Annotated in this window: 38 protein-coding genes; 36 read left to right on the top strand and 2 right to left on the bottom strand. The window is 47.9% G+C overall.

Translation table 11 applies throughout. The features are described 5' to 3' along the window. Positions 1 to 400: 400 nt before the first annotated feature. The 36 genes from BLU47_RS06690 (at position 401) to BLU47_RS06510 (ending at position 24,106) form a co-directional block, all read left to right on the top strand. Complete coding sequence (locus BLU47_RS06690; RefSeq protein WP_091960153.1) at positions 401 to 1,678, top strand: ATP-binding protein; 1,278 nt, start codon at positions 401 to 403, stop codon at positions 1,676 to 1,678. 476 nt (positions 1,679 to 2,154) lie between these two features. Further along, positions 2,155 to 2,865, top strand: a complete 711-nt coding sequence (locus tag BLU47_RS14970; protein WP_218131537.1) for a BRO family protein — start codon at positions 2,155 to 2,157, stop codon at positions 2,863 to 2,865. Between the two features lie 164 nt (positions 2,866 to 3,029). Further along, positions 3,030 to 5,282: a DUF3987 domain-containing protein gene (locus BLU47_RS06675; RefSeq protein WP_091960190.1), complete on the top strand. Its 2,253-nt coding sequence runs from the start codon at positions 3,030 to 3,032 to the stop codon at positions 5,280 to 5,282. A 47-nt stretch (positions 5,283 to 5,329) separates the two neighbouring features. Beyond that, a complete protein-coding gene (locus tag BLU47_RS06670; protein WP_091960150.1) occupies positions 5,330 to 5,695 on the top strand; it encodes a hypothetical protein in 366 nt (121 codons plus the stop codon). Then, entirely contained in the window at positions 5,692 to 6,159 is a 468-nt protein-coding gene (locus BLU47_RS06665) for a D-Ala-D-Ala carboxypeptidase family metallohydrolase (RefSeq protein WP_091960147.1), read from the top strand. The genes BLU47_RS06670 and BLU47_RS06665 overlap by 4 nt, the downstream gene beginning before the upstream one ends. A gap of 63 nt (positions 6,160 to 6,222) precedes the next feature. Further along, positions 6,223 to 8,094 (top strand): hypothetical protein, encoded by a 1,872-nt coding sequence (locus BLU47_RS06660; protein ID WP_143025493.1) that lies wholly within the window; start codon positions 6,223 to 6,225, stop codon positions 8,092 to 8,094. Positions 8,095 to 8,483: 389 nt separating this feature from the next. Then, the gene (rplC, locus tag BLU47_RS06655; RefSeq protein WP_091960141.1) at positions 8,484 to 9,098 is read left to right on the top strand and encodes a 50S ribosomal protein L3; all 615 of its coding nucleotides are present in this window, start codon (positions 8,484 to 8,486) and stop codon (positions 9,096 to 9,098) included. A 3-nt stretch (positions 9,099 to 9,101) separates the two neighbouring features. Next, positions 9,102 to 9,731 carry a 50S ribosomal protein L4 gene (gene rplD, locus BLU47_RS06650; protein ID WP_091960139.1) on the top strand — a complete coding sequence of 210 codons (630 nt, stop codon included), beginning with the start codon at positions 9,102 to 9,104 and terminating at the stop codon, positions 9,729 to 9,731. Positions 9,732 to 9,745: 14 nt separating this feature from the next. Further along, positions 9,746 to 10,108, top strand: a complete 363-nt coding sequence (gene rplW, locus BLU47_RS06645; protein WP_091960137.1) for a 50S ribosomal protein L23 — start codon at positions 9,746 to 9,748, stop codon at positions 10,106 to 10,108. Positions 10,109 to 10,114: 6 nt separating this feature from the next. Then, a complete protein-coding gene (gene rplB, locus BLU47_RS06640) occupies positions 10,115 to 10,942 on the top strand; it encodes a 50S ribosomal protein L2 (protein ID WP_091960134.1) in 828 nt (275 codons plus the stop codon). 25 nt (positions 10,943 to 10,967) lie between these two features. Beyond that, on the top strand, positions 10,968 to 11,234 hold the full coding sequence (gene rpsS, locus BLU47_RS06635; protein ID WP_091960131.1) for a 30S ribosomal protein S19: 267 nt from the start codon (positions 10,968 to 10,970) through the stop codon (positions 11,232 to 11,234). A 31-nt stretch (positions 11,235 to 11,265) separates the two neighbouring features. Beyond that, complete coding sequence (gene rplV / locus BLU47_RS06630) at positions 11,266 to 11,667, top strand: 50S ribosomal protein L22 (protein WP_091960128.1); 402 nt, start codon at positions 11,266 to 11,268, stop codon at positions 11,665 to 11,667. Between the two features lie 5 nt (positions 11,668 to 11,672). Further along, the gene (gene rpsC, locus BLU47_RS06625; protein ID WP_091960126.1) at positions 11,673 to 12,398 is read left to right on the top strand and encodes a 30S ribosomal protein S3; all 726 of its coding nucleotides are present in this window, start codon (positions 11,673 to 11,675) and stop codon (positions 12,396 to 12,398) included. Positions 12,399 to 12,423: 25 nt separating this feature from the next. Then, positions 12,424 to 12,852 (top strand): 50S ribosomal protein L16, encoded by a 429-nt coding sequence (gene rplP / locus BLU47_RS06620; RefSeq protein WP_091960123.1) that lies wholly within the window; start codon positions 12,424 to 12,426, stop codon positions 12,850 to 12,852. Positions 12,853 to 12,855: 3 nt separating this feature from the next. Further along, complete coding sequence (gene rpmC, locus BLU47_RS06615; RefSeq protein ID WP_091960121.1) at positions 12,856 to 13,050, top strand: 50S ribosomal protein L29; 195 nt, start codon at positions 12,856 to 12,858, stop codon at positions 13,048 to 13,050. A gap of 2 nt (positions 13,051 to 13,052) precedes the next feature. Next, complete coding sequence (gene rpsQ / locus BLU47_RS06610) at positions 13,053 to 13,319, top strand: 30S ribosomal protein S17 (RefSeq protein ID WP_091960118.1); 267 nt, start codon at positions 13,053 to 13,055, stop codon at positions 13,317 to 13,319. A gap of 2 nt (positions 13,320 to 13,321) precedes the next feature. Then, entirely contained in the window at positions 13,322 to 13,687 is a 366-nt protein-coding gene (gene rplN / locus BLU47_RS06605; protein ID WP_072290400.1) for a 50S ribosomal protein L14, read from the top strand. Between the two features lie 20 nt (positions 13,688 to 13,707). Then, complete coding sequence (gene rplX, locus BLU47_RS06600; protein ID WP_091960116.1) at positions 13,708 to 14,025, top strand: 50S ribosomal protein L24; 318 nt, start codon at positions 13,708 to 13,710, stop codon at positions 14,023 to 14,025. Next, positions 14,025 to 14,582: a 50S ribosomal protein L5 gene (gene rplE, locus BLU47_RS06595; RefSeq protein ID WP_091960113.1), complete on the top strand. Its 558-nt coding sequence runs from the start codon at positions 14,025 to 14,027 to the stop codon at positions 14,580 to 14,582. The genes rplX and rplE overlap by 1 nt, the downstream gene beginning before the upstream one ends. 5 nt (positions 14,583 to 14,587) lie before the next feature. Beyond that, positions 14,588 to 14,890, top strand: coding sequence for a 30S ribosomal protein S14 (gene rpsN, locus BLU47_RS06590; RefSeq protein WP_091960110.1), 303 nt, complete (start codon positions 14,588 to 14,590; stop codon positions 14,888 to 14,890). A gap of 76 nt (positions 14,891 to 14,966) precedes the next feature. Beyond that, positions 14,967 to 15,362: a 30S ribosomal protein S8 gene (rpsH, locus tag BLU47_RS06585; protein WP_091960108.1), complete on the top strand. Its 396-nt coding sequence runs from the start codon at positions 14,967 to 14,969 to the stop codon at positions 15,360 to 15,362. A gap of 15 nt (positions 15,363 to 15,377) precedes the next feature. Continuing rightward, positions 15,378 to 15,947, top strand: coding sequence for a 50S ribosomal protein L6 (gene rplF / locus BLU47_RS06580; protein WP_091960105.1), 570 nt, complete (start codon positions 15,378 to 15,380; stop codon positions 15,945 to 15,947). 19 nt (positions 15,948 to 15,966) lie between these two features. Beyond that, entirely contained in the window at positions 15,967 to 16,311 is a 345-nt protein-coding gene (gene rplR, locus BLU47_RS06575) for a 50S ribosomal protein L18 (protein ID WP_091960102.1), read from the top strand. Positions 16,312 to 16,317: 6 nt separating this feature from the next. Continuing rightward, a complete protein-coding gene (gene rpsE / locus BLU47_RS06570) occupies positions 16,318 to 16,830 on the top strand; it encodes a 30S ribosomal protein S5 (protein ID WP_091960099.1) in 513 nt (170 codons plus the stop codon). Positions 16,831 to 16,844: 14 nt separating this feature from the next. Continuing rightward, positions 16,845 to 17,021 carry a 50S ribosomal protein L30 gene (rpmD, locus tag BLU47_RS06565; protein ID WP_091960097.1) on the top strand — a complete coding sequence of 59 codons (177 nt, stop codon included), beginning with the start codon at positions 16,845 to 16,847 and terminating at the stop codon, positions 17,019 to 17,021. Between the two features lie 29 nt (positions 17,022 to 17,050). Further along, on the top strand, positions 17,051 to 17,497 hold the full coding sequence (gene rplO, locus BLU47_RS06560; RefSeq protein WP_091960094.1) for a 50S ribosomal protein L15: 447 nt from the start codon (positions 17,051 to 17,053) through the stop codon (positions 17,495 to 17,497). Positions 17,498 to 17,506: 9 nt separating this feature from the next. Beyond that, on the top strand, positions 17,507 to 18,850 hold the full coding sequence (gene secY / locus BLU47_RS06555) for a preprotein translocase subunit SecY (RefSeq protein WP_091960092.1): 1,344 nt from the start codon (positions 17,507 to 17,509) through the stop codon (positions 18,848 to 18,850). Positions 18,851 to 18,858: 8 nt separating this feature from the next. Next, positions 18,859 to 19,659, top strand: a complete 801-nt coding sequence (gene map, locus BLU47_RS06550) for a type I methionyl aminopeptidase (RefSeq protein ID WP_091960089.1) — start codon at positions 18,859 to 18,861, stop codon at positions 19,657 to 19,659. A 3-nt stretch (positions 19,660 to 19,662) separates the two neighbouring features. Further along, on the top strand, positions 19,663 to 19,881 hold the full coding sequence (infA, locus tag BLU47_RS06545) for a translation initiation factor IF-1 (protein ID WP_072290412.1): 219 nt from the start codon (positions 19,663 to 19,665) through the stop codon (positions 19,879 to 19,881). 16 nt (positions 19,882 to 19,897) lie between these two features. Then, the gene (gene rpmJ / locus BLU47_RS06540; RefSeq protein ID WP_009160995.1) at positions 19,898 to 20,014 is read left to right on the top strand and encodes a 50S ribosomal protein L36; all 117 of its coding nucleotides are present in this window, start codon (positions 19,898 to 19,900) and stop codon (positions 20,012 to 20,014) included. Positions 20,015 to 20,126: 112 nt separating this feature from the next. After that, positions 20,127 to 20,507 carry a 30S ribosomal protein S13 gene (gene rpsM / locus BLU47_RS06535; protein ID WP_072290413.1) on the top strand — a complete coding sequence of 127 codons (381 nt, stop codon included), beginning with the start codon at positions 20,127 to 20,129 and terminating at the stop codon, positions 20,505 to 20,507. 39 nt (positions 20,508 to 20,546) lie between these two features. Next, the gene (gene rpsK / locus BLU47_RS06530) at positions 20,547 to 20,936 is read left to right on the top strand and encodes a 30S ribosomal protein S11 (protein WP_091960087.1); all 390 of its coding nucleotides are present in this window, start codon (positions 20,547 to 20,549) and stop codon (positions 20,934 to 20,936) included. 47 nt (positions 20,937 to 20,983) lie between these two features. After that, on the top strand, positions 20,984 to 21,592 hold the full coding sequence (rpsD, locus tag BLU47_RS06525) for a 30S ribosomal protein S4 (RefSeq protein ID WP_091960084.1): 609 nt from the start codon (positions 20,984 to 20,986) through the stop codon (positions 21,590 to 21,592). 14 nt (positions 21,593 to 21,606) lie between these two features. Further along, positions 21,607 to 22,599, top strand: coding sequence for a DNA-directed RNA polymerase subunit alpha (locus BLU47_RS06520; RefSeq protein WP_091960082.1), 993 nt, complete (start codon positions 21,607 to 21,609; stop codon positions 22,597 to 22,599). 38 nt (positions 22,600 to 22,637) lie between these two features. Next, entirely contained in the window at positions 22,638 to 23,144 is a 507-nt protein-coding gene (gene rplQ / locus BLU47_RS06515; RefSeq protein ID WP_091960079.1) for a 50S ribosomal protein L17, read from the top strand. Positions 23,145 to 23,308: 164 nt separating this feature from the next. Then, the gene (locus BLU47_RS06510; protein WP_091960076.1) at positions 23,309 to 24,106 is read left to right on the top strand and encodes a hypothetical protein; all 798 of its coding nucleotides are present in this window, start codon (positions 23,309 to 23,311) and stop codon (positions 24,104 to 24,106) included. Here BLU47_RS06510 and BLU47_RS06505 read toward each other — a convergent pair. Both BLU47_RS06505 and gdhA read right to left on the bottom strand, forming a co-directional pair. Beyond that, the gene (locus BLU47_RS06505; protein ID WP_091960073.1) at positions 24,072 to 24,590 is read right to left on the bottom strand and encodes a septal ring lytic transglycosylase RlpA family protein; all 519 of its coding nucleotides are present in this window, start codon (positions 24,588 to 24,590) and stop codon (positions 24,072 to 24,074) included. The genes BLU47_RS06510 and BLU47_RS06505 overlap by 35 nt on opposite strands. Next, positions 24,587 to 25,927 (bottom strand): NADP-specific glutamate dehydrogenase, encoded by a 1,341-nt coding sequence (gene gdhA, locus BLU47_RS06500; protein WP_091960070.1) that lies wholly within the window; start codon positions 25,925 to 25,927, stop codon positions 24,587 to 24,589. The genes BLU47_RS06505 and gdhA overlap by 4 nt, the downstream gene beginning before the upstream one ends. Between the last annotated feature and the right edge of the window lie 217 nt (positions 25,928 to 26,144).

Genomic DNA, 26,144 nt, shown 5'->3' with positions numbered 1-26,144 from the left:
ATCCGATTCTTCTTCATAATTCATTTCTCATTTTAATTTCTTTCATTTCTTTCATTTCTCATTTAAAAAAGAGGCCCCTTGTGGGGCACTCTTTTGAGTGCACAGCGGAACCGACCCTATTGTGCACTTGAGGGCTGATGGCTGATGTAAGAGGTAAGATGGCCTGTGTGCGGACAACTAAAGGGATTAACTATTTTTTGCACATAATAGTGGGTTGACAATTAGGTCAGTCCACTATTATTTTGTACCATTAACCATTCCGGTGTATTCTCTGATAAACCCTTCCAGCCGAGTTAGTGTTAAATTAACAGAAGAAATTGCAGATTATGTTCAAAATATTTGTTGTATTGGACAAATTTTGCTAATTTTGTCCAGTAAAAAGTAAAAATTGGTCATAATTATGAGGTCTATCGTACTTTCACAGCGTAAAGAGCGTGACGGTCTTTTGGAAAAAGTCTTCCTCCCACGCGACTATCAGATGGAGGCGGAGTCATTTCTTTCCTCACCACTCATCAAACTGATAACCGGTCCTCGAAGGGCTGGCAAGTCTGTGCTTACTCTTTTGCTATTAAAGGGCAAAAACTTTGCATATCTGAACTTCGACGATGAACAGTTATTGGAGCGTTTTGATGAAGATACAGCCATGCAGGCTCTCTTAGAGGTCTATCCTGGTTTTAATTATTTGTTACTTGATGAGATACAGAACCTTGAACATTGGGACGTGTGGGTGGCCAAACTCTATCGGCGCGGCTATAACCTGCTTATAACAGGCTCTAATTCAAAGTTGCTGTCAAGCGAGATGGGCACGGTTCTCACTGGCCGCTATCTGGAGATAGAGGTGCTGCCTTTCTCGCTGACAGAGTGTTTCAGATTCAAGCAGCAGGAATGGCAGTCAGAATTGCCCGATGAAAGAGCTACGCTGATGTTACAGGTCGAAGACTATATGCACTATGGCGGTTACCCCGAGATTATCAATAGCAGGGAGATTACCGAGAGTTATCTCAGTTCTCTTTTTGACTCCATCATTCTGAAAGATATTGCCAAAAGATACAAAATCCGCAAGACTACAGAGTTGTACCAGCTGGCGACCTATCTTGTAAGTATGTTCTGTAACGAGTTTACATACTCATCGCTGAAGGATGATCTTGATTTTTCCAGCAAGTCAACACTACAGAAGTTTTGCAACTACCTCCAGCAGACATATTTATTCTTCTATCTGCCCCGTTATAACAACAAATTGAAACTGATGCAGAAAGCACCTCAGAAAGTTTATGTGGTTGATAACGGTTTCCTTGCCTCCAATGCTTTCCAGACTACAGAGAATAAAGGCAGACTATTGGAAAATCTTGTGTTTTTGGAACTACTGAGAAGAAAGAATAAGGTTGGCGATAATCTATTCTATTACCACTCTCGCAATGACCGTGAGACAGACTTTGTCGTCCGTGAAAATTTCAATGTCAAGCAACTGATTCAGGTGTGTTATGACATGACAGGAAAGAAGACGGAAAAGCGTGAAGTTGACAGCATCCTTGAATGTGCCGGTGAACTGAAATGCGACAATCTGCTGATTATCACCTGGAATCAGGATGGTATCATAGAAAAAGTTGGAAGGACAATCTTGGTTATCCCATACTATAAGTGGTGTCGGGATTACTGGAGTGCACAGCGTGATGGATGATGGCTTTATAATACCGCCCTTAACCAAGTAAAGTCGCTGGAATTCCAAGATAGGCTGAAAAAGATTCTAGACTGACAGTCAGTCACATACGTTAATCCGTACCCCCTACGCGTACCCCCTGCGTAGGGGGTTTTTGTTTTTTATTCGCCGTACCTTTGCACCGTGAATCAATCACAAGTGCTCTTTGACATACTGATACAACAACCTACCAACAAAAATTAGGCACGCATGGACACGGACTGCGCGACCTTATTATTAGGCACGGATGGACACGGATGGACACTGTTTTGCCCTAGAAAATTCCGTGTATTCCGTGGCCCGCTCGAGCTTTGCTCGCTTTGACCTTGGTCAAAGATGCGTGCCAAAAAAAACAGAATTTAATCTTTAATTTATTAACCCTGAGTTGAAGTGAGGAGGATGTTCCCGGGTAAATGCGCAAAGATTCCAACCTTCTTCTCGCTAAAAACTCAAACACAATGAAATCAAAAACTGAAATTACAATTTTTACAAGTGATATTTTCGGCGAGATTCGTACTTGCCAAGTTAATAACCAAATCATGTTCGTGGGCAAAGACGTGGCTACGGCGCTGGGGTATAGAAATCCTTCGAATGCGCTGCAAGTGCACGTTGACCCTGAGGACAAAACCACATACCCGATTCAGGTATCTGGTTCTAACTACAAGACAAACGCGCTGTTTGTCAACGAGTCAGGCCTCTACGCGCTCATCCTCTCTTCTAAACTGCCACAGGCGAAGGCCTTCAAGCGCTGGGTGACAGCTGAGGTGCTACCACAGATCCGACAGACGGGCGGCTATATCCCCACGAAGGATGCGCAAGGGCGCCAGCTCTCCAATAAAGAGATTATCGACCGTGCCGACGCCATTGTAGGTCGCACACTTCGTATGATGAACGAGTCTGCGGAGGACACGCTGACTGCTACCCAAGTGGCCAAGACGTTCAACATGTCGGTCTATGACTTCAACTGCGTGGTGCGCGACATGGGCATCCAATACTATCGCCACGGACGCTGGAACATCTCGGACGACCTCGTTGGGCGCGACCTAGTGCGCCTGCGTACACACGTGTCGTACTCGCTGAAGGGTGAGAAGAAGGTACACACGTATATGACGTGGACCATCAGCGGACTGAAATACTTGAACTCAAAACTCGGATATCCTAATTTCTAATGACCATGAGTGTACACATGATTTATTACAAGGACGGGGTGAAGATGATGCGCCCCGTCCACACGAGAGAAGAGTATCTGGCACTGCGCAACGGCGGCGAGCAGCAGGCAGTCGTCCAGGCGGTGCGCCAGGGTGACGAGAGCCGCAAGAGCAGTCTGGTGCAGATGAACTACAGCTGTCTGCCCAACGACGACGGCACGCTGAAAGGCTCGAAACGCATGAGTACGACGGTGGGGATGGATGTGGACTGGACCCCTTCCCCGCTTCCCCATGAAGGGGAAGAGCAGATAGCTGCCAGGAAGGAGGAATGGCTGAAGAAGGTTCCCGAAATGGTGCTGTCGAAGAAGGATGCGCTGGGACTGCTGATGCTGGAACGCTCGGCGTCGAAGGGTTTCCACCTGGTATTTCGTCGCCGCGAGGAGCTGTCGCAGGAGGACAATCTGCGTTGGGCAAGCGATCTGCTGGGCGTGGAGTACGACAAGGGTGCCAAGGACATTACCCGCGTGTTCTTCACCACCACGGAGGCGGAGCTGATTTATTTGGATGATGCGATATTCAGGCAGACCCCCTCCCAACTCCCCCTGCAGGGGGAGAGCAGTCACTCTCAGGAACTGCAGCATACTACTCCCCTCACTCACAGGGAGGGGAAGGGGGAGGGTCTGCCGGGGGAGGGTCTGCCGGGGGAGGGTCTGCCCTTCCCCACCCACTACCACGGCATCCCGTTTAAGGACATCGTCAAGAAGTATTGGGAGGTGAACAACAACGGCTTTGAACCTACGCAGGGAGACCGCGACACGCTGACCTATCAGTTGGCATGCGACCTCAGGCACATCTGCGGACGTAACTTTGAGTGGCTCGACCAGGTGATTCCCTGCTACGACGGATTCCCGATAGAAGAGAAGCGGGCGAAGATTAAGAGCGCCTTGAGTTCGGAGTTCAACGGATTCCCCATCCGCTTGAGAAATGTGCTGAACAGCCTCACCCCCGACCCCTCTCCAAAGGGCGAGGGGAGTAGTTACACCGATGACGAGGAAATCAACGCGCCAGCCCCTCTCCCCCTTGGGGGCTTAGGCTTGAAGAGGTTGCCGCAGGGCATTCGCGACTCCATCGATGCCGTAGGCCCAGCGTTGGCGATGCCTGTAGTGACGGCCGTCTGCCCCTGCATCGGCACGCTGGCAACGGGTGTGACACTGGACGTGCACGGTCAGAAGAAGGGGCTTAACCTTATCTCTTATATAGCAGGTGATTTCGCCAGTGGTAAGGGCGGTATTGACCCCGTGGTGGAAGCCTGGATGAGTGAGATTGTGGCGCTGGACAAGATGTACCAGATGCAGGAGGACGAGTGGCGCGCCAAGAAGCGGGCAGCAAAGAACAAGAAGGAGCAACCCGAGGAGCCGAAGCTGCCCGTGCGCTGTCTGACGCTGAACAACACCGTTGCCAACCTGGCCGAGCGACTGGCCAACACCGAGGGCAAGCACGCCTTCTCGTTCACCCCCGAGGCCGACACGGTGGCGCAGAAGTGGAAATCGACGATGAGCGACTTCTCGGTGATGCTCCGCCAGAGCTACGACGGTACGAAGTATGAGCGCGAGGCCCGCTCGGCTGATGCGGTGAACGTGCATATCGAGAAATTGTTGTGGAACGTCTGTATGTGCGGCACACCGGATGCGCTCTATCGTGTGGTATCCAACTACACCGACGGTTTTCAGAGCCGTATAGCCGTAGCCCGCACACCCGACAACACGTTTGCACCGCTGGAGGACAAGCCGCCGGTGCTGACCGACCGCCAGCGTGAGCGCATCCAGCAGGTAGCCCACCTGTTGCCCTTGATGTATGGCGAGGTGGTGCTGCCGAAACTGGAGGCAAAGGGTCGCGAATGGGTGGAGCGCATCCGTCTGGAGACGATGAAGAACGACGACCGCACCCGTGCCCGTCAGCGCTTCCGTGTCTGTGTCACAGCGCAAAGAATGACGTGTTGCCTGATGCTCTGCAAGGTATGTGAGACGCTGATTCAGAAGCACGGACTGAGTGGAGCGGAGGCGAAGTTGAAACAGCAACCAAACCTGTGGAAAGAAATGTTGTTGAAGGCGCAGACACCCACTATGATGGAGGCCTACGACGTAATAGCCGACTCGCTGTTGGAGAACGCCCTCTACTTCTTCCGCGACCGCATTGAGAACGCTTTCCTGAGTCGTGACTATGCGGGTGGTATGCACGGTGAACGACAGAAGCGAGGCAAGAACGACTCTATCTTTGAGCGACTGGACATCCAGTTTACCTTCGAGCAGGCTATGCAGCACTCGGTAGTGGTTAAGGGAGCCAATGTGACCCACAACACCGTCCGCCAGATGCTGAAGAACTGGCGCAAGCAAGGGCTGGTAGTGCTCGAAGAGGATGGCAACTATCGTAAGTTGTAACGCGGTCATTTGGTCATGGTCATTTGGTCATTTTCGATTTTGAAACTATGATTGAGATTCAGAATAATGAAGAATACTTTGTGCAGCTCTGGCGTAAGCTGGAGCGCACGAGGTGCCTCCTCGGAGGTCAGTATAAGCGGTTCTGTATCCGCAATGTGTTGAAGTCGTGGTTCCCAGCCGAAGCTAATGACAACTTTATCTGGGAGGTATGCCACCTGTGCGAGCAGGAAGGTTGGAACGAGTTGCCTCTGCCTAGTCTCTGTCCTCGCAAGCACCGTGAACTCTTACGTGCTATCGTAGCCGTACGTGCCGGCATCAGTTTTTGGAAAATCAATCTGAAGGCCCTCGACGCGGCCTACAGCATCGCATTTCCTAATAGTACACCAATTAACGTAAACAAAAAGAAGAAATGAATGAACAAACTAACCTCAGCGAGCACATGACGCTCGCTGAGTTAACCAAAACAAAGACGGGAATAGAGAACGTGCCATCAGAGGCACAAGTGGAGAACTTAAAACGGGTGTGCCGATGGCTGGAACGTCTGCGGAAGCGGTGGAACGACAAGTATGGCGATGGGGACGACCCGATTATCATCAACTCGGGGTTCCGGTCAGCGGAGGTGAACAAGGCGGTGGGTGGTGTGCCTACGTCGAACCACCTGACGGGGTGCGCCGTGGACATCCGTTGCATCGGCATGGAACAGGCTTTGCGCTATGCTGCCATCTTGCTCGACATCAGCGATATGAGCCGCGAGGACTTCGACGAACTGCTGATAGAGCAGAAGCGCAGCGTCATCTGGATTCACTTTGCGGTGAGACCCTCGGGGAATCGGAGACGGTGTAATATCAACTTTTTGCCCAAATCGTTTGGAAGTTAGAGACTTTTTTCGTATCTTCGTCCCCAAGTATTTAACTAAATTACTAACCAAATTATGACTGATATGAGAAAATTATTTAATTGGATGTTCGCAGCTGTCCTGATTTGCTGCGGAGGAGGGCTTACTTCCTGTGTTGTAAATGATGACAATCCAGTTGCTGACGACCCGTCGGAGTATGAAGGTCCGGCCGAATTCGACCCAACAGTCTGGCTGTCAGGCAAGGCATACCTGGCCGCCGGCCTGGACGAAAATCTGATGCAGGCCTTTGAGTGGGGCGTGAGCGACGTGGTAGGCACGCCTGAAGCCGACGTTGACTTCGTGATGGTCGACAAACTGACGGACGTCAGCGAGGATTATCTGAAAGAGGTGTATTCCAACGGCAAGGTCATTGCTGTGTGGAATCCCGATGCCGCCGAGCTGGAGGCATATAAGGACAGCCACGACTGGCTCGACGTCGCTACGTACAATGTTGATAACTCGCTGATGATATTCGCCTTCAACAATCATGACGATTACTATTATGTCAAGAAACCCATCGTGGATGAGGACTTCGACCCGATCCTGCTGCAAATGATGGCGGCGCAGTATTATTATGCTTACATCTCGAGCATGCTGGGCGATGTGATGGAATACATCAATGGCGTTGAAACGTACGATAAAGAGGACGCCGCCCGTTTCACGGCTGCTGCCAGGAAGGCTGCTGGCGAGAAGACGGCCAAGATGGAGGACTTTGCCGGCCACACGCACGAGCATGTCTACCAGCCATTCACTGTCAGCCACACCTTTAGGCAACTGGGCGGCAATTCGGACCCGGACAAGATAAATGGAAACTTAGAGCTGGATACCGAATACGACATCTATACGGTACACGTGTATGAGGGTGCTGCGGGTGCCGGCGACTACTATGGCATGAAGATGAATGCCACTGTAAACTCAGCAGATCTGTGGAAGGGCAAGGGATGGAACAGGCACGGACTTGTTCTTGTGCGCTGGTGCGGAGCCTACACGACCGACTTCTGGGTGGAGTCGCACCTCGCCACGAAGATGTCGACTCTCGATGCAGACTGGAATGAGGACACCAACGACCGCATCATGTTCCCCGCCAGCGGCGCACCATCGCCCGAAACCACCAGGGGCGAGACGTCCTACGAGGACAAAAACGGCTTCAGCCTGAACTTCAGCCATAGCATCGGGGGAAAAGCAGGCATTAATGATAAAGGTGGGGAACTCGGAGCCAATATCGACTTGATAAATGTCAAATATGGCTGGGAATGGACCCATTCGGAGAAGCGCAACATCAAAGACGTGGACATCCTGAACGAGCGGAAGAACGGCAACTGGGCCCGCTGGCACTTGGTGTTCAACAACCTACCTGAGTGGAAATTTAGTGAGAGTCGCGGTTTCGACGTGAAGAACAACCAGGCATCCCGCAGCTCACAGAGCATACACGGCGTCTGGATGTGGTACGACCGTAACGGCAAAGACAATCAGTCCCAAAAACCGTATGCAATCGATACCTGGTTGAAGGCAAAGTTGGCCGTGCAGAGCTGGTGGGCCACCTATTCCGATCTTGAAACCTCCACCTTTGAGAGAGAGGGCAAAGACAGCCGCTGGATGCCGACCGTGGTCAACGTCACCGGCGGAGCCATCAAGCTGAAGAACGACCTGCGCAACGACTCGACCATCTCAGACGTGGTAGTCAGCAGGGCTGACAATGGCAAGAAGGTTACTGAATTCCGCAACACCATCCCCAACGGTGGCGAGAGGGTGCTCGGCTTCTTCAACTCCAACAATCAGTATATGGTGACCTTCAAGGCCAGGAAGGACAACGGGAATCCACGTAACTACAAGTACACACTGCAACCGACCCTTACGGTGAGTCACAAGGACACGACGACCGTATACGCAAACAGTGATTTCAGTCTCGTCCAGTAAGGCTGAGAAGCACTGAGATGCAGGAAACGCAAATCTTGATTGGCTCACAGAGTGTTCTGCACTTTGTGAGCCAATTTATTCTTCGTGTGCCACCATCAGCGACATATGGCATAAGATAGAATATTAAAAATTTCTAAAACAGTTAAAAGATGTTATAAACAAGGTTGTAAGTATTGTGTATATTATTTATTATGTGTACCTTTGCAGCCGCTAAAGTGAGTATTGCGCTGGCCGGCAGGCCATCAATACGCTGACAAAGAGCGACTTAACCTTCAATTTGGAAGAAGTGAGTGTGTTTCTTTTTAAGTGTGTTTTGCAGCGCAGTTCTTATGGCGGCACTTAAAAAGAAACAGAATATATTCACATTATTATTTAAATTTTAAACTGAAATGCCAGGATTAATTGGAAGAAAAATCGGAATGACTTCCGTTTTCAGTGCCGACGGTAAAAATGTACCGTGCACTGTTATCGAATGTGGTCCTTGTGTTGTTACTCAGGTGAAAACCGTCGAGAAGGACGGCTATGCTGCTCTTCAGCTCGCTTATGGCGACAAGAAGGAGAAGAACACCACCAAAGCGATGATGGGAATCTTCAAGAAGGCAGGTACAACACCAAAGGCCCACTTGGCCGAGTTCAAGTTCGACGAGGAACACAACCTCGGTGACACGATCACTGTTGAGTTGTTCAACGACACAGAGTTCGTTGATGTTGTAGGAACCTCGAAAGGTAAGGGTTTCCAGGGTGTCGTTAAGCGCCACGGTTTTGGTGGTGTTGGCCAGAGCACTCACGGTCAGGATGACCGTCTGCGTAAGCCGGGTTCTATCGGTGCCTGCTCTTATCCCGCAAAGGTTTTCAAGGGAATGCGCATGGGTGGCCAAATGGGTGGCGACCGCGTAACAACGCAGAACCTCAAAGTGTTAAAGGTAATACCGGAGCACAACCTGCTTCTTGTGAAGGGTAGCTGCGCTGGTTGTAATGGTTCAACTGTTTTAATTGAGAAGTAAGCTATGGAATTGAACGTATTGAATATCAAAGGTCAGGAGACCGGACGTAAAGTTACGTTGAACGAGGCCATCTTCGGTATTGAGCCTAACGACCATGTTATCTATCTGGATGTCAAGCAGTACATGGCTAACCAGCGTCAGGGAACAGCTAAGTCAAAGGAGCGTAGCGAGCATGCAGGTTCTACCCGCAAGCTGGGTCGTCAGAAAGGCGGCGGCGGTGCTCGTCATGGTGATATCAACTCTCCGCTGCTTCGTGGTGGTGGCCGTGTTTTTGGTCCTACACCCCGTGATTATGGTTTCAAGTTGAACAAGAAGGTGAAGGTTCTTGCCCGTAAGTCAGCTTTGTCTTACAAGGCTCAGGAGAAGGCTATCATCGTTGTTGAGGATTTCAACTTTGAGGCTCCCAAGACCAAGGAGTTTATCAACATCGCAAAGAACTTGAAAGTCGAGGGTAAGAAGATGCTGATGGTTTTGCCAGAAGCAAATAAAAATGTATATTTGTCGGCTCGCAACCTGCAGAAGTCTGAGGTTATCATTGCTACCAACGTTAATACCTATAAGGTACTTAATGCTGACGTAATGGTAATTACTGAGAACTCTCTGAAGGCCATCGACGGTGTTTTAAATAAATAAAGGAGACTAAAGATATGGCATTTATTATTAAGCCTCTGATTACAGAGAAAATGAATAACATTACAGAGAAGTCTTCTGCCGATAAGACTTACAAGCCAAAGACCGGTAAACACCGTGGTGAGGAAGTGACAAAGAAGGCTCAGCCCAAGTATGGTTTCATCGTGAAGCCTGAAGCTAACAAGGTGGAAATCGCCAAGGAGGTTGAGGCTCTGTATAATGTTACAGTTGAGGACGTGAATACGCTTCGCTATGCTGGAAAGCGCTCGTCGCGCTATACTAAGGCAGGTCTCGTGAGAGGTCAGAAGAACGCGTTCAAGAAGGCAATCGTTACTCTTAAGGAGGGCGACAGCATTGATTTTTATAGCAATATTCAGTAATAAGAAATGGCAGTACGTAAATTAAAACCCGTAACTCCGGGTCAAAGACACAAGGTTATTGGCACGTTCGAGGACATTACTGCATCCGTGCCAGAGAAGTCTCTCGTTTACGGTAAGCGTTCAACTGGTGGTCGTAACAATACCGGTAAGATGACTGTTCGCTACATGGGCGGTGGTCATAAGAAGAAGTATCGTCTGATCGACTTCAAGCGAGAGAAAGATGGTGTTCCAGCTGTAGTAAAGACAATTGAGTACGATCCGAATCGCTCGGCTCGCATCGCATTGCTCTACTATGCTGATGGTGAAAAACGTTATATTATTGCTCCTAACGGACTTGAGGTTGGTGCAACCTTGATGTCGGGTGCAGACGCAGTGCCTGAGGTAGGTAATGCGCTTCCGCTGGCCAACATCCCCGTAGGTACTGTAATTCACAACATTGAATTACGTCCGGGACAAGGTGCTTTGCTCGTTCGTTCGGCTGGTAATTTCGCTCAGCTGACTTCTCGTGAGGGCAGCTACTGCGTGATTAAGCTCCCTTCAGGTGAGACCCGTCAGGTGCTCTCAGCTTGTAAGGCTACAATCGGAAGTGTAGGTAACTCTGACCATGCTTTGGAGCAGTCTGGTAAGGCTGGCCGTTCTCGCTGGTTGGGACGTCGTCCTCACAACCGTGGTGTTGTTATGAACCCGCACGATCACCCGATGGGTGGTGGTGAAGGACGTCAGTCTGGTGGTCATCCACGTTCACGTAAGGGCTTGTACGCTAAGGGTCTCAAGACTCGCGCACCGAAGAAGCTTTCGAACAAGTACATTATCGAAAGAGCTAACAAGAAGTAATCACGAAGTTAAGAAAGAGTAAATTATGAGTCGTTCATTAAAAAAAGGCCCGTACATCAACGTATCGCTTGAGAAGAAGATTCTCGCCATGAATGAGAGCGGTAAGAAGAGTGTCGTTAAGACATGGGCCAGAGCTTCAATGATTTCCCCGGATTTCGTGGGACATACAGTTGCAGTTCATAACGGAAACAAATTTATCCCTGTGTATGTTACTGAAAACATGGTAGGACACAAGCTCGGTGAGTTCGCTCCTACGCGTCGTTTTGGTGGTCATGCCGGTAACAAGAAGTAACACGGGTTCATCCATTTAAAAAGAAGCAATAATGGGAAACAGAAAAAGATTAATGGCCGAAAAGATTAAAGAGGCCAAGAAAACGCAATATTTTGCAAAGCTGAAAGGCTGTCCCTCTTCACCTCGCAAGATGCGCTATGTCGTTGACATGATTCGCGGCATGGAGGTGAACCGTGCTCTCGGCGTGCTGAGATTCTCAAAGAAGGCAGCTTCTGAGAATGTCGAAAAGCTGCTCCGCTCGGCTATCGCCAACTGGGAGGCCAAGAATGACCGCAAGGCAGAGGACGGTGAGCTCTATGTAAGCCGCGTCTTTGTTGACGAGGGTGTGACAATGAAACGTATGAGACCGGCACCTCAGGGTCGTGGCTATCGTATCCGTAAACGTTCGAACCACGTGACTCTGTTTGTTGACGCTAAAACTAATGATAAGTAAAAGGTATGGGACAGAAAGTTAATCCAATTAGCAACCGTCTTGGTATCGTCAAGGGTTGGGATTCAAATTGGTTCGGAGGCAAGAACTTCGGAGACAACCTGGTAGAGGATCAGAAAATCCGTAAGTATCTGAACGAGCGTCTGGCCAAGGCCAGCATCTCGAAGATTGTCATCGAGCGTACGCTGAAACTGGTTACCATCACTATTTGCACAGCCCGTCCGGGTTTGGTCATTGGTAAGGGTGGTCAGGATGTCGACAAGCTCAAGGAAGAGTTGAAGAAACTCTACGACAAAGAGATTCAGATTAATATCTATGAGGTAAAGAAGCCTGAGCTCGATGCTAACATCGTAGCAAACAACATCGCTCGCCAGATAGAGGGTAAGATTGCTTACCGCCGTGCTATCAAGATGGCTGTGGCTAACACGATGCGTGCAGGAGCTGAAGGTATCAAAGTGCAGATCTCTGGCCGTCTGAACGGTGCTGAAATCGCACGTAGCGAGATGATTAAGGAAGGTCGTACCCCTCTGCACACCTTCCGCGCCGACATCGATTACTGCCAGGCAGAGGCCCTGACCAAGGTTGGTCTGCTGGGTCTGAAAGTCTGGATTTGCCGTGGTGAGGTTTATGGAAAGGTAGACTTGGCTCCTAACTTCACTCAAGAGAAGGGTAATGCCCGCTCTAACGGTGGTAACAACGGTGGTGGCAGAAGATTCCGCAATAAGAAGAAGTAATTAATTATTAAAGAAAGAAGCTATCATGTTACAACCAAAAAGAGTAAGATATAGAAGACCGCAGGATGGACGTGGCAATAAGGGCAACGCTCACCGCGGAACGCAGCTGGCTTTCGGCTCTTTCGGAATCAAGACGCTTGATGCCAAATGGATCGACAGCCGCCAGATTGAGGCAGCTCGTGTTGCAATCAATCGTTATATGAACCGTGAAGGTCAGGTATGGATTCGTATCTTCCCGGATAAACCCATTACTCGTAAGCCTGCTGACGTACGTATGGGTAAAGGTAAGGGTGATCCCGCAGGATGGGTTGCACCAGTTACCCCGGGTCGTATCCTCTTTGAAGTAGAGGGTGTGCCTTTTGAGACTGCTAAGGAGGCTCTTCGCCTCGGTGCTCAGAAGCTCCCCGTGAAGACTAAGTTTGTTGTTAGACGTGATTACGATAAAAACGCTTAAGCTATGAAGATGACAGAAATTAAGAGCCTCGAGACCAAGGAATTGGCTGAGCGCGTAGAGAGCGAGACTGCAAAGTACAACCAGATGAAGTTGAACCATGCTGTCACCCCGCTGGAGAATCCATCACAGATTAAGGCTGCACGTCGTGAAATTGCACGTATGAAGACAGAACTCCGTCAGAGAGAACTTAACAAATAATAATGGTCCAGATGGAAACAAGAAATTTAAGAAAGACAAGACAGGGTGTCGTTATCAGCAACAAAATGGATAAAACCATTGTTATTGCAGCTAAGTTCAAGGAGAAACACCCTATTTATGGTAAGTTTGTCCAGAAGACAAAGAAGTACCATGCTCACGATGAGAAGAATGAGTGCAATGTAGGTGATACAGTGCTCATCATGGAAACCCGTCCTCTCTCTAAGACAAAGAGATGGAGATTAGTACAAATCGTAGAAAAGGCTAAGTAATTATGATACAAACAGAAACAAGACTGACCGTTGCTGACAACAGCGGCGCCCGTGAGGCCCTCTGCATCCGTGTGTTGGGTGGTACTCGCCGTCGCTACGCCAGCGTAGGTGACGTGATTGTTGTTGCTATTAAGAACGCAATCCCCACAAGTGACGTTAAAAAGGGTGCAGTATCGAAGGCTCTGGTTGTTCGTACCAAGAAGGAAATCCGTCGTGCTGATGGTTCATACATTCGCTTTGACGACAATGCCTGTGTACTGTTGAACAACGCTGGTGAGCTCCGCGGTAGCCGTATCTTCGGCCCCGTAGCCCGTGAGCTCCGTGCCGTTAACATGAAAGTCGTTTCACTGGCACCTGAGGTTCTTTAACAATAAAAAGTATTAAAGTAATGGCTAAGTTACATATCAGAAAAAACGATACAGTCATGGTCCTGGCCGGTGAGGACAAGGGCAAGACTGGTAAGGTGCTCAAAGTTCTCGTTGAGAAGCAGCGTGCCATCGTAGAGGGCGTTAATATGGTCTCTAAGAGCACGAAACCGAGCGCTAAGAACCCGCAGGGTGGTATCGTGAAGCAGGAAGCTCCGATACATATCTCTAATTTAAGTCTTATCGATCCTAAGAGCGGCAAGGCTACCCGTGTGGCTATCAAGCACGAGGGCAAGAACGTCGTTCGTATCGCTAAAAAGTCAGGGGAGGAGATTAAGTAATGGCAAATACAGCACAATTGAAGAAGACCTATGTCGAGCAGATTGCTCCGGCATTGGAGAAGCAGTTCAACTACAGCTCAAAGATGCAGGTTCCCGTCCTGAAGAAGATTGTAGTCAACCAAGGTCTTGGTGATGCTACACAGGACAAGAAAATCATCGACGTAGCAATCAACGAAATCACGACCATTACCGGTCAGAAGGCTGTCGCTACCTATTCTAAAAAGGATATCGCCAACTTCAAGCTGCGTAAGAAGATGCCTATCGGCGTCATGGTCACTTTACGTCGTGAGCGTATGTATGAATTCCTGGAGAAGCTCGTCCGCGTAGCTTTGCCTCGTATCCGCGACTTCAAGGGTATTGAGAGCAAGTTCGATGGTCGTGGTAACTACACACTGGGTATTCAGGAGCAGATTATCTTCCCTGAGATCAACATCGATACCGTAGACCGAATTCAGGGCATGAACATTACCTTCGTGACAACTGCCAAGACAGACGAAGAGGGTTTTGCTCTGCTGAAAGCTTTCGGCCTGCCGTTTAAGAACGCTAAAAACGATTAAGAGATATGGCAAAAGAATCAATGAAGGCTCGTGAGGTAAAGCGCGCAAAGCTTGTTGCCCGTTACGCAGAAAAGCGTGAAGCCTTGAAGAAGATTATCGCAACGTCTGAGGATCCCTCTGAGGCTTACGAGGCCGCTCGCAAACTGCAGAGCATCCCCAAGAACGCCAATCCTATCCGCCTGCACAATCGTTGTAAGATCACTGGCCGTCCCAAAGGATATATGCGTCAGTTCGGTCTTTCACGTATTCAGTTCCGTGAGATGGCATCAAGCGGTCTGATTCCAGGTGTAAAGAAGGCCAGTTGGTAATCATCTCCAGAGAAAGAAGAGACATTTAGTTTTTAATATTGTCGGGGTAGTCCCGATTAATTAAACAATTTATTTTATGACAGATCCAATAGCAGATTATCTGACAAGACTCAGAAACGCCATTATGGCCAACCACCGTGTGGTTGAGGTTCCTGCGTCTAACTTGAAGAAGGAAATCACAAAGATCCTCTTCGAGAAGGGTTACATCCTGAACTACAAGTTCATTGAGGACGGCCCTCAGGGTACTATCAAGGTTGCCTTGAAATACGACCCTGCCACGAAGGCAAATGCCATCAAGTGCCTGAAGCGCGTGTCAACACCAGGTCTTCGTAAGTACACTGGTTACAAAGACATGCCGAGAGTAATTAACGGATTAGGTATCGCCATCTTATCTACATCCCAAGGTGTAATGACAGACAAAGAGGCTGCTCAGTTGAAGATTGGCGGCGAGGTTCTTTGCTACGTTTATTAATTGGAGGATTTGATTATGTCAAGAATAGGAAAATTACCAATTAGTATCCCTGCAGGCGTTACTGTTGCCCAGGGTCAGGACGGTGTTATTACAGTAAAGGGTCCCAAGGGCGAACTTGCTCAGAAGGTAGATCCTTCTATCAAGGTGTCTATCGCTGATGGCCACGTTACATTTGAAATTGATGAGAACAGTCCTGTGAATGTTAAGCAGAAGCAGGCATTCCATGGTCTTTATCGTGCTCTTGTAAACAACATGGTTGTTGGTGTTAGCGAGGGTTACAAGAAGGAGATGGAATTGGTCGGTGTAGGTTACCGTGTTTCAAACCAGGGCAATATCATTGAGTTCTCGCTGGGTTATACACACCCCATCTTCATCCAGCTTCCGAAAGAGGTAAAGGTTGAAACCAAGATGGAGCGTAACCAGAACCCCCAGATTGTTTTGGAGTCATGCGACAAGCAGCTGCTGGGTATGATTTGCGCAAAAATTCGTTCTTTCCGTATGCCGGAGCCTTACAAGGGTAAGGGTATCTTGTTCAAGGGTGAGGTTATCCGTCGTAAGTCGGGTAAGTCAGCCTCAGCTAAGTAATCTTAAAAACTGAAGAATTATGACAACAAAGAAGATTGAAAGACGAATTAAGATTAAATACAGAATTCGTAAGAACGTATTCGGTACTGCCGAGCGTCCCCGTATGAGCGTGTTCCGTTCTAACAAGCAGATCTACGTTCAGGTGATTAACGATTTGGAGGGTAAAACTCTTGCATCTGCATCATCACTGGGTCTTGAGACCATGCCTAAGACTGAACAGGCAGAGAAGGTTGGTGAGATGGTAGCCAAGAAGGCTATTGAGGCTGGTGTTACAGCCGTTGTCTTCGACCGTAATGGTTATCTCTACCACGGCCGTGTTAAGTCATTGGCTGATGCAGCACGTAAAGGTGGACTTAAATTTTAAACGATTATGGCAATGAACAAAGTTAAGATAAATAGCGACGTAGAGTTGAAAGACAGACTGGTTGCCATCAACCGTGTTACAAAGGTAACAAAGGGTGGTCGCACCTTTACATTCGCAGCAATCGTCGTTGTCGGTGACGGCAACGGTATCATTGGCTGGGGACTTGGCAAGGCAGGTGAAGTTACTGCCGCCATCGCAAAAGGTGTTGAGGCAGCTAAGAAGAATCTGGTAAAGGTTCCCGTGCTCAAGGGTACCATTCCTCATGAGATGGAAGCACGCTTCGGTGGCGCTCAGGTGTTCCTTAAGCCCGCTGCAGCCGGTACTGGTCTTGTGGCTGGTGGTGCTATGCGTGCTGTACTTGAGAGCGTTGGTGTGAAGGACGTGCTTGCTAAGTCAAAGGGTTCTTCTAACCCCCACAACCTGGTTAAGGCAACCATCGAGGCTCTGAGCCAGATGCGCGATGCCTATACCGTTGCAGGTACACGTGGAATCAGTATGGAAAAAGTATTTAGAGGATAAAGGAGAAACGAACTATGGCAACAATTAAGATTAAGCAGATTAAGAGCAAGATCGGTTATCCCGTAGATCAGAAACGCACCCTCGAGGCACTGGGACTTCACAAGATCTCTCAGGTTGTAGAGAAGGAGGACAGTCCTGTTATCCGCGGTATGATTCGTAAGGTTCACCACTTGGTGGAAGTTATCGACTAATTAAATTACAATTTTAAAAAGATACGATTATGAAACTACATACTTTAAAACCAGCTGAGGGCTCTACACATTCACGTCGTAGAATTGGCCGCGGACCAGGCTCTGGTCTCGGTGGAACCTCTACTCGTGGTCACAAGGGTGCCAAGGCTCGCTCAGGTTACAAGAAGAAGATTGGTTTCGAGGGTGGTCAGATGCCATTGCAGCGTCGTGTTCCGAAGTCTGGTTTCAAGAATATTAACCACAAGGAGTACTTTGCTGTTAACATCTCAACACTTCAGAAGCTGGCTGAGGAGAAGAACCTCACCAAGATCGGTATTGCAGAGTTGGTTGCAGCAGGTCTGACCAATGGCAAAGAACTGGTCAAGGTTCTTGGTAATGGTGAGTTGAAAGCAAAAGTAGACGTTGAAGCAAATGCATTCTCTAAGACTGCCGAGGAAGCTATCAAGGCAGTTGGTGGAAACGCAACAATTATCTAATAAACGACAATGAAGAAGTTAATAGAGACACTGAAGAACATTTGGAAGATTGAGGATCTGCGTCAGCGCATCCTGATTACGGTCCTGTTTGTAGCAATTTACCGTTTCGGTTCATTTGTTGTGCTTCCAGGTATCAATCCGGCCTTATTGGACAAACTGCAGTCACAGACTGCTGGTGGTCTCATGTCACTGCTTGATATGTTCTCCGGTGGCGCATTCTCCAACGCATCCATCTTTGCGCTTGGAATCATGCCTTACATCTCTGCTTCTATCGTTATGCAACTCCTTGCTGTCGCTGTACCTTATTTCCAGAAGATGCAGCGTGAGGGAGAGAGTGGCCGCAAGAAGATAATGACTTATACTCGGTACCTGACAGTAGCTATCCTGCTGTTCCAGGCACCGAGTTACCTCATCAATCTGAAGATGCAGGCCGGTGCTGCCTTGGCTTCTGGTATCAGTTGGACGGTATTTGTATTCCCCGCCACTATTATCCTTGCAGCCGGCAGTATGTTCATCCTTTGGCTTGGAGAGCGCATTACGGATAAGGGCATAGGAAATGGTATCTCGCTGATCATTATGATCGGTATTATCGCACGTCTTCCTCAGGCGTTCATTCAGGAAGTATCATCACGCTTTACGGCTATTACCGGTGGTGGTCTTGTTATGTTCCTGGTTGAGATTATCATCCTCTATGCAGTTGTTTGTGCAGCTATCGTTTTGGTACAGGGTGTCCGCAAGGTACCTGTACAGTATGCAAAGCGTCTTGTAGGAAATCAGCAGTATGGCGGTGCTCGTCAGTATATTCCTCTGAAGTTGTTTGCTGCTAACGTGATGCCTATCATCTTTGCTCAGGCATTGATGTTCATCCCTTTGGCATTCGTACAGTATGCAGCTCCTGAGAACGCAAACTGGTTTGTTCGTTCTATGTTAGATCATCATAGCTGGACGTACAATATCATCTTTGCATTCCTGATTATCGCATTCACCTATTTTTATACTGCGATCACTCTTAATCCCACTCAGATGGCTGAGGACATGAAACGCAACAACGGTTTTATTCCAGGTATTAAACCTGGCAAGCCGACAGCTGACTTCATTGACACTGTGATGTCACGCATCACACTGCCTGGTTCGCTGTTCATTGCTTTCATCGCAATTATGCCAGCCTTGGCAGGATTGTTGAACGTCCAGGATGCATTTTCTCAGTTCTTCGGCGGTACATCGCTGTTGATTCTGGTCGGTGTTGTCCTCGATACACTCCAGCAGATTGAGAGTCACCTGCTCATGCGTCATTATGACGGCTTGCTCAATTCAGGTCGCATACATGGACGTGGCGGTGTGAGTGCCTACTAAGTCACAGTATGAAGATATTTCTGAAGACTGAAGACGAAATTGAACTGATGCGCCAGGCCAACCAACTTGTTGGGAAGACCCTTGGCGAATTAGCAAAGAATATCAAGCCTGGTGTGACGACCCTCCAGTTGGATAAGATTGCCGACGAGTTTATTCGTGACAATGGAGCAATTCCTACTTTCAAGGGTTTCCCCAATCCATATGGAGGGCCGTTCCCTGCCAGCATCTGCACCTCAGTGAATGAGGTTGTCGTTCATGGAGTCCCTCGAGCAGAGACTGTTCTTAAAGAAGGTGATATCATCTCTGTTGACTGCGGAACATTGCTTAACGGTTTTTGTGGTGACTCATGCTATACGTTCTGTGTAGGTGAGGTTAGTGCAGAAATGAAAGAATTGCTTCGTGTCACGAAAGAATCGCTTTATAAGGGAATTGAACAGGCAGTTGCTGGTCATCATGTGGGCGACATAAGCAGTGCAGTACAAAAACATTGTGAAGCTCACGGTTATGGTGTTGTGCGTGAATTGACTGGTCATGGCATTGGTCATGATATGCATGAAGACCCACCAGTTCCGAACTACGGCCGACGTGGAAACGGTGTTATGTTGAAAGCTAACATGTGCATTGCCATCGAGCCGATGATTACTATGGGAAGTCGTGAGATAGGATTGATGCCTGATCGTTGGAGTATATGTACACGAGACGGCAAACCTGCAGCTCATTTTGAACACACCATAGCTGTTCGCAAGGGAAAGGCAGAGATATTGTCTTCGTTTGAAGAAGTTGAACGCATAGAAGGAAAACTATATTAAATTATGGCAAAGCAAGGCGCTATAGAACAAGATGGAACTATCGTAGAGGCATTATCTAATGCTATGTTCCGTGTAGAATTAGAGAATGGAGTACCCATCATTGCCCACATTTCTGGGAAGATGCGTATGCACTATATCAAGATTCTGCCAGGTGATAAGGTAAAGGTCGAGATGAGCCCCTACGACTTGACAAAAGGACGAATTGTATTTAGATACAAATAATTAGGAGACCAATAAAATGAAGACAAGAGCATCATTGAAGAAGCGCACCCCCGATTGCAAGATTGTACGTCGCAAGGGTCGTCTGTTCGTTATCAACAAGAAGAACCCTAAGTATAAGATGCGTCAGGGTTAAATTTATGTTAAATAAGCATAAAAGGGTAGCGGAATATCAGAAATTCTGCGTACCTTTGCATGCTTTTTAGCAAAAATTCGAATTTTAACATTATTATTTTTTAGTTTAACAAATGGCAATAAGAATTGTTGGAGTAGATTTGCCCCAAGAGAAGCGTGGCGAAATCGCATTGACCTATATCTATGGTATTGGTCGAAGTAGTTCAGCAAAGATTTTGGACAAGGCCGGCGTGAGCCGCGACCTGAAAGTCAACGAATGGAGTGACGACCAGGCAGCCAAGATCCGTGAAATCATCGGCGCTGAATTTAAGGTAGAAGGTGATCTCCGTAGTGAGATTCAGTTGAACATCAAGCGACTGATGGATATTGGTTGCTATCGTGGAGTCCGTCATCGTAACGGTCTGCCTGTTCGTGGTCAGAGCACCAAAAACAATGCTCGTACACGTAAGGGTAAGAAGAAGACTGTTGCTAACAAGAAGAAGGCCACGAAGTAAAGTTTAAAGTTTAACGATTAAAGTTTAAAGTTTAAAGTTATGGCAAAGAAAACAGTCACTTCTAAGAAGAGAAATGTGAAAGTAACCGCCATCGGTCAGCTTCACGTTCATAGTTCTTTCAATAATATTATCGTTTCACTCGCTAACGACGAGGGTCAAGTTATTTCTTGGTCTTCAGCAGGTAAGATGGGCTTCCGTGGTTCTAAGAAGAATACACCGTATGCTGCTCAGATGGCTGCCGAAGACTGCGCTAAGGTCGCTTTCGATCTTGGTCTTCGCAAGGTAAAGGCTTATGTAAAAGGTCCCGGTAATGGACGTGAGTCTGCTATCCGTGCCTGCCATACTGCTGGTATCGAAGTTATAGAGATTGTTGACGTTACACCGCTGCCACACAATGGCTGTCGTCCTCCGAAGCGTCGTCGCGTATAAGCGAATTGAAATTTGATAATTTACATTTGAAAATTATATTTTAAATTATGGCAAGATATATTGGACCGAAATCAAAAATTGCCCGCCGATTTGGAGAAGCCATCTTCGGCCCGGACAAAGTTTTGTCCCGCAGGAACTTCCCCCCGGGACAGCATGGCAACAACCGTCGCCGCAAGCAGTCGGAGTATGCTGTCATGTTGGCAGAGAAGCAGAAAGCCAAGTACACTTATGGTGTTCTTGAGCGCCAGTTCCGTAACATGTTCGAGAAGGCAGCTAAGGCTGAGGGTATCACCGGTGAGGTGCTGCTTCAGTTACTCGAGAGTCGTCTGGACAACGTAGTTTATCGTTTGGGTCTTGCACCTACGCGTGCAGCAGCTCGTCAGCTTGTAGGCCATAAGCACATTGTTGTTGACGGTCAGGTAGTTAACATTCCTTCTTATCAGGTAAAGCCTGGTCAGATTGTCGGTGTTCGTGAGAAGGCTAAGTCACTCGAGGTTATCGAGGCTGCACTTGCAGGTTTCAACCACAGCAAGTATCCTTGGATTGAGTGGGACGAGCAGACCAAGAGCGGTAAGTTCCTGCATATGCCGGAGCGCGCTGACATCCCTGAGAACATTAAGGAACAGTCAATCGTTGAATTGTACTCTAAGAACTAAAATCATTTAAATTAATGGCGATATTAGCATTTCAAAAACCTGATAAAGTCGTAATGTTGGAGGCTACAGACAAGTTCGGCAAGTTCGAATTTCGTCCTCTTGAGCCTGGTTTCGGCGTTACCATTGGTAATGCCCTGCGCCGCATTCTTCTTTCATCGCTCGAGGGTTATGCAATCAATACCGTGCGCATTGCCGGTGTAGAGCATGAGTTCTCATCAGTACCTGGTGTCAAAGAAGATGTAACCAACATTATCTTGAACCTGAAGCAAGTTCGGTTCAAGCAAGTAGTGGAAGAATTCGAGAATGAGAAAGTCTCTATCACTGTCGAGAATTCTACCGAGTTTAAAGCCGGTGATTTAGGCAAGTATCTGACTGGATTTGAAGTGTTAAATCCCGATTTGGTGATTTGTCATTTAGATTCCAAGGCTTCGATGCAGATTGACCTTACTATCAACAAAGGCCGCGGATATGTTCCCGCAGATGAAAATCGCGAGTTCTGCACCGATGTTAATGTGATAGCTATAGACTCAATCTACACCCCAATCCGTAATGTCAAGTACAGCGTTGAGCCGTATCGTGTCGAGCAGAAAACCGACTATGATAAGCTCGTGTTGGAAGTGACAACGGATGGTTCCATACACCCGAAGGACGCACTGAAAGAGGCTGCCAAAATCCTTATCTATCACTTCATGCTCTTCTCTGATGAGAAGATTACGCTGGAAACCACTGATGTTGAAGGCAATCAGGAGTTTGATGAGGAAGTATTGCACATGCGTCAGTTGCTGAAGACCAAGTTAGTTGACATGAACCTCTCTGTTCGTGCACTTAATTGTCTGAAAGCTGCTGATGTTGAGACTTTAGGTGACCTCGTACAGTACAATAAGACGGATCTTCTCAAGTTCCGTAACTTCGGTAAGAAATCGCTCACTGAGCTTGATGATTTGCTCGAGAGTCTGAATCTGTCGTTTGGAACCGATATTTCAAAGTATAAACTGGACAAGGAATAATATTCCTAAAATAGTCCTCTTAAAGAAAAAAACGAAAAATGAGACACGGAAAGAAATTCAATCATTTGAGCCGTACTGCTGATCACCGCCGTGCTATGCTTGCCAACATGGCCATTTCGCTGATCATGCACAAAAGAATCACTACGACTCTTGCCAAGGCAAAGGCACTTAAGAAATATGTTGAGCCGCTGATTACGCGAGCCAAGGACGATAGCACCAATAGCCGTCGTGTAGTATTCAGCTACCTGCAGAACAAAGAAGCCCTGAAGGAACTCTTCGGTGCTGTAGCTCAAAAGGTAGGTGACCGCCCCGGTGGTTATACTCGTATCATTAAGCTGGGTACCCGTCAGGGTGATGCTGCTGATGTGGCATTTATCGAGCTTGTTGATTTCGACGAGAATATGCTGAAGACTCCTAAGGCAGAGAAGAAGACTCGCCGTTCACGTAAGGCCGCTCCAAAGGCTGAAGCACCTGTTGCCGAGGCTCCTGTTGAGGAGGCTCCTAAAGCTGAGGCTCCCGCCGCAGAGGAAGCAAAGGCAGAGTAATATTTCGATTGAAATCTGAATAAGATGGGGTGTTGTTTCCAACAACGCCCCATTTCTTTTATTTTCAAAATAGGGATTTCCCTTTTGTTTTTTCGGGAAAATCCTCATGATGTATGTTCCTTATTGTTTATCTTTGCATCGTGAAACTTTAAATAGAAAAGACAATGAGAAAGGTGTTGTTCATATTGACGAGTTGTGTTCTTATGCTAAGCAGTTGCGGGACATATACCGGCGAAGGAGCTGCTACTGGTGCAGCCTTTGGCTCCATCCTTGGTTCTGCCATTGGAGGTATCTCTGGTGGTTGGCGTGGTCATGATGTTGGTACAATTGTCGGTATGGCAGGAGGAGCCGTTGTCGGTGCTGCTATAGGTTCTGCAGCAGACCGGCAGGAACAGCGTAAGTACGAGGCCTATCAGGAGGAGCAGGAGCGATATCGTCATCAGCGACAGTATGATGATAGTGGCTTTGACGCTTCGGGTAGGGGAGACGATCGTATCAGTTTTGATGCTCCGGGACCACGCGACGGGAAAGGAAGCTATACTGCAGCAGAACCTCGCACCTACGACCCAACTACCAGACCGGTAGAGTCAGGCTATAGCGTTAAGTATAATTCGTTGATAGAGATTCGTAATGCCCGTATCATCGATGCTGACCACGATGGGATCCTGCGTGCAGGAGAGGAGTGTCGTATCACGTTCGAAATTATGAATCGTTCATCGTTGCCTTTATACGATGTTCAGCCAACAGTGATGGATGTCACAGGCAACAAGCATATTCATATTTCGCCCAATCTGCATATTGAGAGCATTGCACCCAATAGTGGCGTGCGTTATACCGCCACCATTCTGGCAGACAAGAAATTAAAGAATGGTGAGGTTATAATACGTGTTGAGGTGACGCAAGGCGACAAGGAAATCACCTCGCAGATTAAGGAGTTCTCTTTGCCGACGCAGCGGAATTAGACTTTTGTTGGTTCTCCTTCATCTCTTTCCAGAATGGAACGAGGGCTGGTGCACCGTCGTTGGTTTCTAGCTCCATGTTAGGCAATTCTATCTCTTCAGTCGGTTTGAATGGTACGACAAAGGTGTCGAGTTTATGGACGATGACCATGGCTACTCCTGCTGTTATAATGTCCAACTCCTTGGCAGCCCGCCACGATAAGTCGATGATGCGCCCGCGGACAAAAGGACCGCGATCGGTTACCCTGACTATCACACTCTTTCCGTTTGCCGGGTTGTATACACGCAGCATGGTGCCGAATGGGTAAGTGCGGTGTGCACATGTCAAGCTATCGTGATGCAGACGTTCGCCATTGGCCGTTCTTGAACCTGTAGCTTTTTTAGAATAAAAAGTCGCTTTACCTCGTTGAACGATTTGGCCGTTCAACGGGGTAAAGCATAATGTCAATAATGATGCTATTAAAGCTATCTTGTGTATTACTATCATACAATGCCCTGTGCCAGCATTGCCTTGGCTACCTTCATGAAGCCAGCCACGTTGGCTCCTTTGACGTAGTTCACATAGCCATCAGCTTGCTTGCCGTATTTAACACATTGCTCGTGGATACCCGACATAATCTGATGCAGGCGCTGGTCTACCTCCTCTGCTGTCCATCCCATTCGCATTGAGTTTTGTGTCATTTCGAGACCGCTCGTAGCCACACCACCAGCATTAACTGCTTTTCCTGGGGCGAACAACTGACCTGCAGCAATGAACTTGTCAACGGCCTCTGCGGTGCATCCCATGTTGCTTACTTCAGCAACGCATAGCGGCTTGTGAGCCAGTATCATGTCGGCGTCAGCACCATTCAATTCGTTCTGTGTTGCACAAGGCAGATAGATATCAGCCTTCTGCTCCCATGGCTTCTTATTGGCATAGAAGGTGGCTCCATCGAACTCCTCTGCATATGGCTGACAAATGTCGTTTCCTGAAGCGCGCAGTTCTAGCAGATAGTCAATCTTCTCAGCATCCAGTCCGACAGGGTCATAAATGTATCCGTCGGGTCCTGAGATAGTAATGACCTTAGCCCCCAACTCAGTAGCTTTCTTGGCGGCTCCCCAAGCCACATTACCAAATCCAGACAGCGCTACTGTCTTACCCTTGATGTCCAATCCGTGGGTTTCCATCATGTGGTGGACGAAATACAGTGCGCCATATCCCGTTGCCTCCGGGCGCAATATGCTACCGCCCCATTCCAATCCCTTGCCGGTGAGTGTTGCGCCGTGGAACTGTGAGGTCAACTTTTTGTACATACCGAACAGGTAGCCTATCTCACGACCTCCCACGCCGATATCTCCTGCAGGAACGTCCATATCAGGACCTATCACCTTATATAATTCGCACATAAAGGCTTGACAGAAACGCATAATTTCAGCATCGCTCTTTCCACGTGGGGCAAAGTCGGAACCACCCTTACCTCCTCCCATGGGCAATGTTGTCAGTGCGTTCTTGAAAGTTTGTTCGAAACCGAGGAATTTAAGAATGCTGAGATTCACAGAGGGGTGGAAACGCAAGCCACCCTTATACGGACCGATGGCCGAGTTGAACTGTACGCGGTAGCCGATGTTCACTTGAACCTCGCCTTTGTCATCAACCCAGGGTACACGGAACGTTGTGATGCGTTCAGGCTCCACCAAACGCTCGATAATCTTGGCTTTTTCAAACTCAGGATGCTGGTTATACACATCCTCAATAGAGATTAACACTTCTCTGACTGCCTGCAGGTATTCTGCCTCACCTGGATGTTTCTGTTCCAGGCCCTGCATAATTTTTTCTACGTTCATAGTATTGTTATTTATAGTTCTGTTATTGTCATTTTGTCATAATGACAATGCAAATATAGGCTTTTTCTTTGGAATGACAATAGTTTTTTAAGAAAATTTTTGCTCTAATAGTTACATTTGTAAGTTTTAATAGTTATAATTGCTAGAATTAATAGTTGCAACTGTGATTATTAATGGTAGCATTTTTTTGTGTTTCTGATATGATTTCTCAAAAAAT

Source organism: Prevotella sp. tc2-28 (genome assembly GCF_900107705.1).
Lineage (GTDB): Bacteria > Bacteroidota > Bacteroidia > Bacteroidales > Bacteroidaceae > Prevotella.
This window is presented reverse-complemented; position numbering and strand designations above follow the sequence as displayed.